The sequence below is a fragment of the Micromonospora sp. NPDC005367 genome, from assembly GCF_040606825.1.
Taxonomy (GTDB): Bacteria; Actinomycetota; Actinomycetes; order Mycobacteriales; family Micromonosporaceae; genus Micromonospora.
In genome coordinates this window covers 1-12,705 of the sequence record NZ_JBEXFP010000015.1, presented here as the reverse complement: position 1 = coordinate 12,705, position 12,705 = coordinate 1, and the positions used below count along the sequence as shown (strand labels likewise).

The window sequence follows — 12,705 nt, the reverse complement described above, 5'->3', positions numbered from 1 at the left end:
ACGATCACGGGGTGAGCGTCCCGCAGCCACCGGAGCCGATTCCGGGTGCCCGCCTGCTCTTCTCCCTGGATCCGGCGGTCAGTCACCTCAACCACGGCTCGTTCGGCGCGGTACCGATCAGCGTGCAGCGCGCCCAGCAGCGACTGCGCGACGAGATGGAAGCCAACCCGCTGCGCTTCTTCACCCAGGGACTCGTTGATCGGGTGGCGCACACCCGCCGGCACCTGGCGTCCTTCATCGGCGCGGACCCCGACGGCACGGCGCTGGTCAGCAACGCCACGACCGGCGTCGCCGTGGTGCTCCAGTCGCTCGGGCTGCGCCCCGACGACGAGATCCTGAGCACCGACCACGGCTACGGCGCCGTCGCGCTCTCCATCCAGCGGGAGTGCCGGCGTACCGGGGCGACGAGCCGGGTGTTGCCGGTTCCGCTGGCCGCGACCAACGAGGAGATCGTCCAGGCCGTGCGGGACGCGCTGCGCCCCGGCCGGACGCGCCTGCTCGTCATCGACCAGCTCACCTCGTCGACCGCCCGCCTCTTCCCGGCCGCCGCGATCGTCGCGGTCGCGCACGAGCGCGGGGTGCCGGTGCTGGTGGACGCGGCGCACGTGCCCGGGATGCTGCCCACCACCGTGGCGAGCATCGGCGCCGACTTCTGGGTGGGCAACCTGCACAAGTGGGCGTTCGCACCACGCGCCACCGCCGTGCTGGTCGTGACGCCTCAGTGGCGGGACCGGATCGAGCCGCTGGTGGTCTCCTGGGAGCAGGAGGCCGGCTTCCCGGACCGGCTGGAGTGGCAGGCGACCCAGGACTACACCGCGTGGCTGGCCGCCCCGGTGGGCGCATTCACGCTGCGCAGTCTCGGCGTCGAGCGGGTACGCGCTCACAACGCCCGGCTGGCCGCGTACGGCCAGCGGGTGGTCGGGGACGCCCTCGGGGTGGCGCCGGACCTGCTGCCGGAGCCCGGCGGACCTGAGGTCGCCATGCGGCTCATCCCGCTGCCGCCCGCCCTGGCCACCACCATCGACGCGGCCCGCGCGTTGCAGCAGCACATCGCCGAGCGGCTCGCCACCGAGGTGGCGGTGATGTCCTGGAACGGTCGGGGCTGGCTGCGCCTCTGCGGGCAGGTTTACAACCGGGCCGACGAGTACGAACGTCTGGCTGTCCGGCTACCACCGCTGCTCGCCCAGCGTTGAGGCGGCCGTGCCGGCCGGCGACCGTGACCCGTCGAGCGGGAGCAGCCGGACCGGCCCGAGGCCGAGCAACGCGAGTGGGTCGAGGTACTCCTCGCCCCGGCGCAGCCCCCAGTGCAGGCAGGCGGCCGCCGGGCAGCCCGCGTGACCGGCCTGCAGGACGCCGAGCGGCGCCCCGGCGGGAACCGGGTCGCCGGCGGCGACCGTCGGCCGCACCGGCTCGTAGGTGGTCCGCAAACCGTCGGCGTGCCCGACGGTGACCACCGGCCGCCCGGCCACCATCCCGGCGAACAGCACGGTGCCGGGGCCGGCGGCGCGCACCGGCGCACCGACCGCGACAGCGAGGTCGACGCCGCGGTGCCCCGGCAGCCACGGCAGCGGCGGCGGGTCGAAGCGGCGCACCGGCCGGGGCGGCGCGTCGACCGGCCACCGGAACCCGTCCGCGGCCGACATCGGCGTACGGCTCGCCGGCGTCGCCCGGACCGGTCCGCCGTCCGGCGGGCCGTCGAGAACCGCGGACGGGGCCGCCGCGGCCGGCTGCGTGACCAGGAGGAGCACGACGCTCACCGGAACCGGCAGCCAGCGTCGCGCGGTGCGGCGGCGCAACAGGCGGGGACGGTGCTGTTGCGAGGCGGCGAAACCCGGCGAGGCGGCACGACCGGACGAGGCGCTACAGGGTGGTGGAGGCAGTCGCATATATCGCAGTCTGCCCGGTGTCGGCGAGCAGCGCCTCGGCTCGTGACTCCGCTGTGGACAACGGGACGCCCTGTGGACAGCGCCCAGCTCCCGTGGTCGCTGTGCTAGGTGTCGCGCTCGCCTAGGCTGGCGCGGTGACTCGGGACTGGTACGCCTGGCACGACGACTACGACCGACCCGGTTCGGCACTCGCCCGGCGACTGGCGCAGGTGCGACGGCAGCTCCACGACGCGCTGGACCAGGCACCCGCCGGCCCGCTGCGCGCCGTCAGTCTCTGCGCCGGTCAGGGCCGGGACCTGATCCCCGTGCTCGCCACCCATGCACGCCGGGACGACGTGACGGCCCGCCTGGTCGAGCTGGATCCCCGCAACGCCGAGATCGCCGCCGCCGCGGCACGGGCCGCCGGCCTGACCGGGGTGCAGGTGGTGGTGGACGACGCCGCACGCACCGACGCGTACGCGGACCTCGCTCCGGCCGACCTCGTGCTCGTGTGCGGCGTCTTCGGCAACATCTCCGACGCGGACATCCGCGCCACCGTCCGGCACTGCGCGGCACTCTGTAGGACCGGCGGGACGGTCTTCTGGACCCGGCACCGTCGCACGCCCGACCTGGTGCCCACGATCTGTGACTGGTTCGTGGCGGAGGGGTTCACCTCGATCGCGGTGACCTCCCCGGCCGACCGGGTCGGGGTGGGCGTGCACCGCTTCCTCGGTGCGCCCCGGCCGCTCCCCGTCGGCGAGCGGATGTTCGAGTTCGTCGAGCGCACCTGAGCGGGGTCGAGCCGGGCACGGCGCTGCGCCCGAGGTCGTCGACGGCGCGAACGTGGACCGGGCGGCCGCACGGTTGTGTCGTCCACCACACCCCGCACTGCTGCGGGTGTACTGCGGCGCGGCGACCCGTCCTAAGCTGGGGCGGGCACGGTGGAGTAGCCGCCGTGGGGACGGGGGTATCACCGTGACGGCCGTTGACGACCCGGATCTGCCGGCTGCGACCGAGGTCAGCGGCCCTTCCCGGCTTTCCGAGCCCGGCGCGGGGATCAGCGCCGAGGAGCTCCAGTTGGCGGCCCGCAACCACGGCATCCCGCTGGAGGCGTTGCGCTACGACGTCACTCCGGCCGGGCTGCACTACCTGCTGATCCACTACGACATCCCGGAGCTGGATCCGGCGACGCACGCGCTCACCGTCGACGGCGCGGTGGACCGGCCGCTGACCCTGACCCTGGCCGAACTGCGTGAGCGTCCCCGGGTCACCCGGCGGGTCACCCTGGAGTGCGCCGGCAACGGGCGCGCGCTGCTCGAGCCCCGGCCGGTGAGCCAGCCCTGGTTGGTGGAGGCGGTCGGGAACGCGGAATGGACCGGTACGCCGTTGGCTCCGCTGCTGCGCGAGGCGGGCGTCGCCGCGGACGCGGTCGACGTGGTGTTCACCGGTGCGGACCACGGCATCGAGCGCGGTGTCGAGCAGGACTTCCAGCGGGCGCTGCCGATCGCGGACGCGCTGCGTGAGGAGGTGCTGCTGGCGTACGAGATGAACGGCGTTCCGCTGCTGCCGCAGCACGGCGCCCCGCTGCGGCTGATCGTGCCCGGCTGGTACGGGATGGCACACGTCAAGTGGCTCCGTTCGATCAGCGTGTCGACCGAACCGTTCCAGGGTTACCAGAACGCGCAGGCGTACCGGCTGCGGCAGAACCCGGACGACCCGGGGGTGCCGGTGACCCGGATCGAGCCGCGCGCCCTGGTGCGCCCGCCCGGTTTCCCCGACTTCATGTCCCGCACCCGGGTGGTCCGGCCGGGACCATGCACGGTGGACGGTCGGGCCTGGTCGGGTCACGCGCCGGTGGTGTCGGTCGAGGTGAGCACGGACGACGGTGCGACCTGGGCACCGGCCACTCTGGACGAGTCGACCGACGGGGATTTCGCCTGGCGGCGTTGGCACTACGAGTGGTCGCCCCAGCCGGGCCGTTACGTCCTGAGTGCGCGGGCGACGGACGCGTCGGGGCGTACCCAGCCGGTGGAGCAGCCGTGGAACCGGGGCGGTTTCGCCAACAACATGGTTCAGCGCGTCGAGGTGGCGGTGGTCCCGGAGTAACCGCTCCCGACCGTCGAAGACCCGGGTCCGGCCGGGACGACCGTGGATCTCGGAGACCGGCGGTGCCAGGCGAGCTGGTCGGTCCGCAGTGTGCGGCGGCGGGTGGGGACTCCGACGCTACGATGCCCGGCGGCGCCCGCCGGTAGGGGATCTGCGGGTCAGCCGCCGAAGCCCGAGTCTGCGGGGAGCGAGATGTCCGGCTTCTCAAGCTCCTCGACGTTCACATCCTTGAACGTCATGACCCGGACGTTCTTGACAAACCGGGCGGGGCGGTACATGTCCCACACCCAGGCGTCGTGCATCTCGACCTCGAAGTAGACCTCGCCGTCGGAGTTGCGCACGTGCAGGTCGACCTGATTCGCCAGGTAGAAGCGGCGCTCGGTCTCCACGACGTAGGAGAACTGGCGGACAATGTCGCGGTACTCCCGGTAGAGCTGCAGCTCCATCTCGGTTTCGTACTTCTCGAGATCTTCCGCGCTCATCGCTCTCCGCCTTCCATGACCACATCTTCCCCCACCGGCGCCGACGGTCGAGGCCGCTCGCCCAACGCCACGCCGACGGTACTCCCTGCCGGGCAGGAGCGCTCCATCGGCTCGTCCGCCCCATCGGCGAGCGCGGCCGGTCCCTCCCCCGAAGGTGCTCCCGAATCGTCGCCCAGAAGCGCTCCCGGCGCCTCGTCGAGCACTACCGCGGCGCCGCCGAGGAGCGGGCCACCGTCGTCGCCGAAGAGTGTCTCCGGAGCTTCGCCGGTGGGCGCGCGGCGGCCGGCAGCCACCGGGCGGCGGGCCCGTGGGGGACTGCCGTCCCGACCCGACACGCTCGCCACGTTCACATACGAAAAGCGGTGCTCGCGGCACGGGCCGTGCTCGCGCAGCGCCGCGGTGTGCTCCGGCGTGATGTAACCCTTGTGCTCCGCGAAGCCGTACGCCGGGTACGTCCCGTCCAACTCCACCATGATCCGGTCCCGGGTGACCTTGGCGAGCACGCTGGCCGCTGCCACGCAGGCCGCCACCCGGTCACCCTTCCAGACCGCCAGGCCCGGCACGTCCAGCCCGTCCACCCCGAACCCGTCGGTCAGCACGTACTCCGGTCGGGTGGCGAGCGACGCGAGCGCGCGGCGCATCGCGGCGACGTTGCACACGTGCAGCCCCCGGGCGTCGACTTCCTCGGCCGGGATGATCACCACGGCGTACGCGAGCGCCCGAGCGACCACCTCGTCGTAGACCCGCTCCCGGCTCGCCGGGGTGAGCAGCTTCGAGTCGGCCAGACCCTCGATCTCGCCACGCCGGCCCTCCGGAAGGATCGCCGCGGCGGCGACCAGCGGGCCGGCACAGGCTCCCCGGCCGGCCTCGTCGGCTCCGGCGACGTGCTGGAAGCCACGTCGCTGCAGCGCCCGCTCCAGCGCGTACAGCCCGGCCTCCCGGCGCACGATCGTGCGTGGCGGGGTCAGCACGGCGCGCCGTCCACCGGTCCGCCCGTGGAGACGGCGCCCCCGGCGATCGGACCCGCCGGCTGGGCCGGGGCCGCGAGCACGCGGGACAGGATGGCGACGAGCTCCACCGGGTAGTGCAGCTCGTCGCTCGCCGCCAGCTCCGCGGCCGACCACCAGCGGTGCCCGGTGACGCTGGCCTGCTCGACGTCGCTGAAGCCCGCCGTGTCCACCTCCCACGACGGCACCCGGACCAGGAAGAACTCCTGTTCCTGGCGGTACCAGACCCCGTCGAAGGGGTATTCGATCTTGTCCTGCCAGACCGGCTCACCCAGCTCGGCCGGGGTCAGCCGAAGCCCGGTCTCCTCGGCCAGCTCGCGCGCCGCGCCGGCGGCCGGGGACTCGTCCGGGTCGAGCCCGCCGCCCGGGGTGAACCAGTAACGGTGCTCGGGGCGAGCCGGATCGAAGCCGGCGAAGAGCAGCACCCGGTCGTCCGTGTCGACCAGAAGCACCCGGGCCGCACGTCGAGGGGTGTAGACGGTCACCGCCCCAGCCTGCCAGACCGGCCGCCCATCGCCCACGCCCGCCCGGGCTCAGGAATTCGGGATCGAGTCGTACTGGTCCGGCACGCTCAACCACCGGGCCCGGTCGACGGGCCAGAAGATGGTGAACGCCCGCCCGACGACCTCGTCCTCGTCGATGGTGGCCTCGGTGATGTCCTGACCGGACTGCTGCCAGTGTTCGAGCGAGTCTCCCGAGGCCGACCGGTGGTCGCCCATCACCCAGAGCCGCCCCTCGGGCACGGTGACGTCGAACTCCTGGTCCGCGGGCCGGTCCTGCTGCCCGTCCTTGGAGAAGATGTACGGCTCGACCAGCGGCTGACCGTTGATCACCAGGTGGTCGTCCTCGTCGCAACAGACGACGTGGTCGCCGCCGACGCCGATGACCCGCTTGATGAAGTCCTCACCTTCCCGGCCGCTCCACTCGACCGGCGCCTTGAAGACCACCACCTCGCCACGGTGCGGTGACCGGAAGTCGTACACCAGCTTGTTGACCAGCACCCGATCATCGATCTGGAGTGTGTTCTCCATGGACTGGGAGGGGATGAAGAAGGTCTGCAGCACGAAGAAGCGCACCAGCACCGCGACCAGGATGGCCACACCCAGCAGAATCGGCAGTTCCTTCCAGAAGGAGCTGCGCGGCTTGTCGGTCTGCTCGTCAATCACGCCAAGGAGCCTACGTCCCTCGGCTGAACGGCACCGACCGGAACGCGCGAGAACGGCCCAGCACGACCGTGAGCGGCAGGATCAGCAGCGCGCCGCCGTCCGGAGTCGGCCGTACGGGAGGCGGCCCGGACGGGGATGCGACGACCGGCCCCGAGACGTGGCCGAACGTCGCCGGGACGGAAAGGGTGCTCCACCGCGACGACGGCCAGACCACCAAAAAGGCCCGTCCGATCACGTTGTCGATCGGCACCGGCCCCTGGCAGCGGGCGTCCTGGGACACCAGTCGGTGGTCGCCCATCACGAAGATCTGGCCCGGCGGGACCACCACCTCGTCGAAGCGCCGCGACCGGCACTCCTTGGGGTTGGGCGGGACGTCCAGCGGAGAGTCCTGGATGACGTACGTCTCGTCCAACGGGGTGCCGTTGACCGTGACCCGGCCCTGCTCGTCGCAGCACCGCACCCGGTCCCCCGGCACGCCGATGACCCGTTTGATGAAGTCCTTCTCGCCGGGGCGGCTCACCCCGACCAGGTCACCCACGGTGCGGCCGAGCTTGCTCACGAAGCCGATCTGCTGCTCCCCGTCGACCTGCGGCGCCCAGCGGTCGGTGCCCCGGAAGACCACCACCTCGCCGCGTACCGGGTCGCGTACGTCGTAGACGACCTTGTTGACCAGCACCCGGTCGCCGACGAGCAGCGTGTCCTCCATGGAGCCGGAGGGGATGAAGAAGGCTTGGAGCAGGAAGGTGCGGATCAGCACCGCGAGGCAGAACGCGACGACGAGCAGCAGCGGCAACTCCTGCCAGAGCGGCATCTGGCGGCGGCTACGGCGGACCCGGCGGCGCCAGGGGTCGACGGTGCCGTCCTCGTCAATCGGCTGCGCCACGCCACTCCCCAGTCCGCAGAAACGACACCACCGCCCGGGAGCCTCGGTGAGGCTCCACGGGCGGCAGTGGACGGCTCCCCGCGGCGTCGCGGGGCGATAGCCTCGCTGCGCCCGCGCCGCCCAGGGTAGTGCGATGGGTCCGGCGCGGCATAGGTGCAGCTCAGGCGTGGCGAGCGGGAAGTCAGCTCGGCTGCTTCTCCCGCTTCTCCTTGATCTTGGCCTTCTTGCCCCGCAGCTCGCGGAGGTAGTAGAGCTTGGCCCGCCGGACGTCACCGCGGGTCACGATCTCGATCCGGTCGATCGCCGGGCTGTTCAGCGGGTAGGTCCGCTCGACACCGACACCGAAGCTGATCTTGCGGACCGAGAAGGTCTCGCGGAGCCCGTCACCCTGGCGGCGGATGACCACGCCCTGGAAGATCTGGACACGGGACCGGTTGCCCTCGACGACTCGCGCGTGCACCTTCACGGTGTCACCGGCGCGGAAGTCAGGAAGGTCGACCCGCTTCGACTGGGCGTCAAGGGCGTCCAGGATGTTCATCGCTGCGTCCTCGTAAGGCTCACGGCGCACCGTCAGTCGGTGCGCGAATGGGTGATTCTGATCCCCGGATGGCGGTCATCGAGCCGACCCCGGTCGAGGATCCTCGCAGCCCTCCGCGGCGCGGCCGGCTGCGGCAACCCCTCTACTTTGCCACATCCCCCGGGGGCAGCTGAAATCCGGCCCGATCCAACGCGGCGCAGTCCCGTTTGTCCAGGTTTTCCGGGTCGATCGCGTCGAGCATGTCCGGGCGGCGCGAAGCGGTACGCAGCAGCCCCTCCTCGCGCCGCCAGCGGGCGATCCGGCCGTGGTCGCCGGAGCGGAGCACGTCGGGCACGTCGTGCCCCCGCCAGCTCGGCGGCTTCGTGTAGACCGGCGCTTCCAGCAGCCCGTGGGCGTGCGACTCCTCGTCCAGCGAGCCCGCGTTGCCGAGTACCCCGGGCAGCAGCCGGGTCACCGCCTCCAGGATCACCAGCACCGCGACCTCGCCGCCGAAGAGCACGTAGTCGCCGAGGGAGACCTCGGTGACCGGCATCCGTGTCGCGGCGTGGTCGAGCACCCGCTGGTCGATGCCCTCGTACCGCCCGCAGGCGAAGAGCAGGTGTTGCTCGGCGGCCAGCTCGTGCGCCATCGCCTGGGTGAAGGGCGCGCCCGCGGGCGAGGGCACCAGGAGCCGGGGCGGGGTCGCCTCCGGCGGCACGAGGGCATCCAGCGCCTCACCCCACGGTTCCGGTCGCATCACCATGCCCGGCCCGCCGCCGTACGGCGTGTCGTCGACCGTGCGGTGCACGTCGTGGGTCCAGGTGCGCAGGTCGTGCACGGCCAGCCGCAACGTGCCGTTGGTCCGGGCCCTGCCGATGAGCGACAGCTCCAGCGGCGAGAAGTACTCCGGGAAGATCGACACGATGTCGACGCGCATGACGGGGTGCTCCAGCGGGTCCAGGGCCTGCTTCACGGCCCTTACAGGTCGAGCAGCCCGCCGGGCGGGTCGACGACGACGCGACCCCCGGCGAGATCGACCTGGGGAACGATCGCCTTGACGAACGGGATCAGCGCCGTCTTCCCCTCGGGGCGACGCAGCACCAGCAGGTCGGAGGCGGGGGCGTGGTCGATCCGGGCGACCTCGCCCAGCCGCTCGCCGGTCGGGGTGACCACGCTCAGCCCCACGAGCTGATGGTCGTGGAACTCCTCCGGGTCCTCCGGCGGAGCGATCTCGGAACGCTCCACCGCGACGAGGGTGCCGCGCAGCGCCTCGGCGACATCACGGTCGAGAACACCCTCGAAGGCGACCAGGAGCCGCCCCTGGTGCCAACGCACCGACTCGACGACCAACTCGGCCGGGACCCGGAACGGCACACCCGGGCCGGGCTCGGCCGGCGCACGGGGCGTCGCCCCAGGCTCGGTGCGCAGCACCGCGCCTGGGGCGAACCGCACATCCGGTTCGTCGGTCCGCACCTCCACGGTGACCTCACCGCGGATCCCGTGCGGCTTACCGATCCTGCCGACGATGAGCAGCATCAGTACGAATCGACGATGTCGACACGTACGCCGCGCCCGCCGATGGAGCCGATGACCTGGCGCAGCGCCTTGGCCGTCCGGCCGGACCGCCCGATCACCGTGCCGAGGTCCTCAGGGTGCACGCGGACCTCGAGCCGCTTACCTCGACGAGAGTCGACCAGCCGGACGCGCACGTCGTCCGGGTGGTCGACGATCCCCTTGACGAGGTGCTCCAACGCGGGACGCAGTGCCACGTCAGGCCTGCTCGCCGGAGTCCGCACCGGCCTGCTCCTCGGTCTGGGCCGGCGCCTCGGCGGCCTTGGCCGCCTTCTTCGCCGGCTTCGCCTCGGTCGTGCCCAGCCCGGCCGCGGCCCTCGCCTCAGCCTCGTAGGCCGCCGTCCGGTCAGCCTTCTCGGCAGCCACCTTCAGCGGCGGCGGCGCGGGGAGGCCCTTGAACTTCTGCCAGTCACCGGTCAGCTCCAGCAGCCGCTGCACCGCCTCGCTCGGCTGGGCGCCGACGGACAGCCAGTACTGGACCCGTTCCGACTTGACCTCGATCACCGAAGGGTCTTCCTTCGGCTGGTAGATCCCGACGAACTCGATCGCCCGCCCGTCACGCTTGGTGCGCGAGTCGGCGACGACGATGCGGTACTGCGGGTTGCGGATCTTGCCCATCCGCAGAAGCCGGATCTTTACGGCCACGGTTGTTTCGCTCCTGTTGCGATCTCACCGGCCCCGGTGGGGCGGTGTGCACGGGTGAGCGCCGACCGGCACAGTGGGGTTGGGCCGGAGACTACTCGGTGGACTGGCGACGCGCCCGGGTTAGAGGGCGCCGGAGCGCGCGCCGGATACCAGCGCCCCATTCTGCCAGATCCGATACCGATCGCTCACACCGGAGGCGTCACGAGCCCGCTCGCGCCGCCGAAACGGGTGAGCCATGCCACGGTCAGCGCACCGGAGGCCGGTCCCAGCCGACCGGCAGCGCCTCCGGCGCGACCCACTCGGCGGGCGGGGTGAAGTCGCACCAGGTGCCGTCGAACGGGAACTCTCCGGCCTCGGCGATGGCGATCACGCGTTTGCCCTCGGCCCGCACGGCCGCCTCATCGGCCACCCAGTAGTCGTCCGGATAGGCGAGCCGCTCGACGAACTCGTCCTCGTCCTTCCACTGCCAGCTGCGGTCCGGGCGGACCACCACGTCCAGGTCCTGGTCGATCACGTCCACTCCGGCGACGGCGCCGTCGTCCCAGCGCACGCCCGGTTCCTCCAGGTTCACGTACCAGTGGGCGAACCGGCCCTGCGCGTCCGAGAACCACCAGACCGAGTGGGCGGCACCTGCGGGCAGGAACTTCAGCAGCCCCGGCCCGTTCCACCGGCCGAGCTTCAGCCGGTACGACGAGGTGACCCACTCGGCGAACGGCATCGCCCGCATGTCCCGCCCCGCCTCGGTGACCTCGTGCGCCACCGGCGAGTCCGGGGCGACCCAGACCAGCAGGCCCCGTTCGTCGTCGCTGACCACGCGTCCCGGTCGTACCCAGCCGATCCGGCCCCGTCGCACGTTGCGGTGCATGATCAGCCGCCCGGTCTCGAAACGCACGTCGCTCAACCCCCGGCATTGACAGGGGCCCTTCCCGCTACCACAGGCATCGGGAAGGGCCCTCGGTGAAACCTCAGTAGGAGCGGGCGAGGATGGCGTGGAGGTCGGGTTCGTCCTGCGTGTCGGGAACCGAGCCGTCGGCCCGCAGCAGGCAGCGCACGGTGACGCCCTGACCGTTCGCCTCGGCCTCACCCTCGACACCCACCGCGGACCACGGCACCCGGGCCCAGCCGGTGCCGGCCGCCTCGATCGCCTCGGCGAGGGTGCTCACCTCGGTGGTGTGCGACTCCCGGTAGGCCAGTGCCTGGTCGTGCAGCGCCTGCTGGTCGGCCGCGAGCGCGGCCAGCACGGCGCCGACCACGTCGGACACCGGCGTCGGCGACTTGGAGCCGTCGGTACGGCGGACCACCACCGCGTTGCCCGCGGCCAGGTCGCGCGGGCCGACCTCGACGCGTACCGGGTAGCCACGCAGCTCGGCATCCACCGCGCGGCGGCCGAACGGGGTGTCGGTGCGATCGTCCAACGCCACCCGCACGCCGGCGTCACGCAGCGCGTCGCGCAGCTTGGCCGCCGTCTCACCCACGCCCTCGCCGTCCTTGACCACCATGACGTACGCCTGCACCGGAGCCAGCTTCGGCGGCACCCGCAGCCCGTTGTCGTCGCCGTGAGCCATGATCAGGCCGCCGAGCATCCGGGTGGAGGTGCCCCAGGAGGTCGTCCAGGCGTGCTCCCGGCCGCCCTCGGCGGAGGAGTAGCTGATGTCGAAGGCCTTGGCGAAGTTCTGCCCCAGCTCGTGGCTGGTACCCATCTGGAGGGCCTTGCCGTCACCCATCATGCCTTCGCAGGTGTAGGTGGCGATGGCCCCGGCGAACCGCTCCCGGGTGGTCTTGAGCCCGACGACGACCGGGATGCCCAGCACGTTGACCATCAGGTCCTCGTACGCCTCGTGTAGGATCCGCCGGGCGTACGCGCGCGCGTCCTCCCGCGTCGCGTGCGCCGTGTGGCCCTCCTGCCAGAGGAACTCGCTGGTACGCAGGAAGATCCGGGGGCGCAGCTCCCAGCGGACCACGTTGGCCCACTGGTTGAGCAGCAGCGGCAGGTCCCGGTACGAGTCGACCCACTTGGCCATGAACTCGCCGATCACCGTCTCGCTGGTGGGGCGCACCACGACCGGCTCGGCGAGCTGCTTTCCACCGCCGTGGGTGACCACCGCCAGCTCCGGCGAGAAGCCCTCGACGTGCTCGGCCTCGCGCTTGAGGTAGTTCTCCGGGATGAAGAGCGGGAAGTACGCGTTCTCCGCGCCGGCCGCCTTGATCCGAGCGTCCATCTCGGCCTGCATCCGCTCCCAGATGGCGTAGCCGGCCGGTCGGATCACCATGGTCCCCCGGACCGGGCCGTTGTCGGCCAGCTTCGCCTTGGCGATCAGGTCCTGGTACCAGCGGGGAAAGTCCTCCGCACGGGGAGTGAGCACGCGTGCCATGACCGCACATCCTATGCGCCACCCGCCGCGCAACTGCCCCCGGGAGCCCCACCACCCCCCGCGTCCCCCTCCACCGCCCCACCCCCACCC

At 72.1% G+C, this 12,705-nt stretch carries 16 protein-coding genes; 3 read left to right on the top strand and 13 right to left on the bottom strand.

Annotated features, from left to right (window positions below; all coding sequences use genetic code 11):
- Window positions 1-11 precede the first annotated feature (11 nt).
- Window positions 12-1,193: an aminotransferase class V-fold PLP-dependent enzyme gene (locus ABZS42_RS13165; RefSeq protein ID WP_355144783.1), complete on the top strand. Its 1,182-nt coding sequence runs from the start codon at window positions 12-14 to the stop codon at window positions 1,191-1,193.
- On the opposite strand, the gene ABZS42_RS13160 is transcribed toward ABZS42_RS13165, so the two are convergent.
- Window positions 1,167-1,886, bottom strand: a complete 720-nt coding sequence (locus ABZS42_RS13160; protein ID WP_355144781.1) for a M23 family metallopeptidase — start codon at window positions 1,884-1,886, stop codon at window positions 1,167-1,169. The two genes, ABZS42_RS13165 and ABZS42_RS13160, sit on opposite strands and share 27 nt — an antisense overlap.
- A gap of 134 nt (window positions 1,887-2,020) precedes the next feature.
- On the opposite strand from ABZS42_RS13160, the gene ABZS42_RS13155 reads away from it, so the two are divergent.
- Entirely contained in the window at window positions 2,021-2,656 is a 636-nt protein-coding gene (locus tag ABZS42_RS13155) for a class I SAM-dependent methyltransferase (RefSeq protein ID WP_355144779.1), read from the top strand.
- A gap of 184 nt (window positions 2,657-2,840) precedes the next feature.
- The gene (locus ABZS42_RS13150) at window positions 2,841-3,971 is read left to right on the top strand and encodes a sulfite oxidase (RefSeq protein WP_355144777.1); all 1,131 of its coding nucleotides are present in this window, start codon (window positions 2,841-2,843) and stop codon (window positions 3,969-3,971) included.
- 158 nt (window positions 3,972-4,129) lie between these two features.
- Here the strand turns inward: ABZS42_RS13150 and ABZS42_RS13145 are convergent, their stop codons facing one another.
- The 12 genes from ABZS42_RS13145 to proS form a co-directional block, all read right to left on the bottom strand.
- Window positions 4,130-4,453 (bottom strand): DUF2469 domain-containing protein, encoded by a 324-nt coding sequence (locus ABZS42_RS13145; RefSeq protein WP_007075222.1) that lies wholly within the window; start codon window positions 4,451-4,453, stop codon window positions 4,130-4,132.
- A complete protein-coding gene (locus tag ABZS42_RS13140; protein WP_355144775.1) occupies window positions 4,450-5,424 on the bottom strand; it encodes a ribonuclease HII in 975 nt (324 codons plus the stop codon). Before ABZS42_RS13140 ends, ABZS42_RS13145 begins: the two co-directional genes overlap by 4 nt.
- Entirely contained in the window at window positions 5,418-5,945 is a 528-nt protein-coding gene (locus tag ABZS42_RS13135; RefSeq protein WP_355144773.1) for an NUDIX domain-containing protein, read from the bottom strand. Before ABZS42_RS13135 ends, ABZS42_RS13140 begins: the two co-directional genes overlap by 7 nt.
- A 48-nt stretch (window positions 5,946-5,993) precedes the next feature.
- Window positions 5,994-6,626, bottom strand: coding sequence for a signal peptidase I (lepB, locus tag ABZS42_RS13130; protein WP_355144771.1), 633 nt, complete (start codon window positions 6,624-6,626; stop codon window positions 5,994-5,996).
- A gap of 10 nt (window positions 6,627-6,636) precedes the next feature.
- The gene (lepB, locus tag ABZS42_RS13125) at window positions 6,637-7,509 is read right to left on the bottom strand and encodes a signal peptidase I (protein WP_355144769.1); all 873 of its coding nucleotides are present in this window, start codon (window positions 7,507-7,509) and stop codon (window positions 6,637-6,639) included.
- Between the two features lie 181 nt (window positions 7,510-7,690).
- Complete coding sequence (gene rplS / locus ABZS42_RS13120; RefSeq protein ID WP_076470520.1) at window positions 7,691-8,047, bottom strand: 50S ribosomal protein L19; 357 nt, start codon at window positions 8,045-8,047, stop codon at window positions 7,691-7,693.
- A 142-nt stretch (window positions 8,048-8,189) separates the two neighbouring features.
- Entirely contained in the window at window positions 8,190-8,963 is a 774-nt protein-coding gene (gene trmD, locus ABZS42_RS13115) for a tRNA (guanosine(37)-N1)-methyltransferase TrmD (protein ID WP_355144969.1), read from the bottom strand.
- A 41-nt stretch (window positions 8,964-9,004) separates the two neighbouring features.
- Window positions 9,005-9,559, bottom strand: a complete 555-nt coding sequence (gene rimM / locus ABZS42_RS13110) for a ribosome maturation factor RimM (protein WP_355144967.1) — start codon at window positions 9,557-9,559, stop codon at window positions 9,005-9,007.
- A 2-nt stretch (window positions 9,560-9,561) separates the two neighbouring features.
- Entirely contained in the window at window positions 9,562-9,822 is a 261-nt protein-coding gene (locus ABZS42_RS13105; RefSeq protein WP_174242547.1) for an RNA-binding protein, read from the bottom strand.
- Window positions 9,797-10,243, bottom strand: coding sequence for a 30S ribosomal protein S16 (gene rpsP, locus ABZS42_RS13100; RefSeq protein WP_355144766.1), 447 nt, complete (start codon window positions 10,241-10,243; stop codon window positions 9,797-9,799). The genes ABZS42_RS13105 and rpsP overlap by 26 nt, the downstream gene beginning before the upstream one ends.
- 244 nt (window positions 10,244-10,487) lie before the next feature.
- Window positions 10,488-11,135, bottom strand: a complete 648-nt coding sequence (locus ABZS42_RS13095) for a DUF402 domain-containing protein (RefSeq protein WP_355144764.1) — start codon at window positions 11,133-11,135, stop codon at window positions 10,488-10,490.
- Window positions 11,136-11,208: 73 nt separating this feature from the next.
- A complete protein-coding gene (gene proS / locus ABZS42_RS13090; RefSeq protein ID WP_355144762.1) occupies window positions 11,209-12,615 on the bottom strand; it encodes a proline--tRNA ligase in 1,407 nt (468 codons plus the stop codon).
- Window positions 12,616-12,705 lie beyond the last annotated feature (90 nt).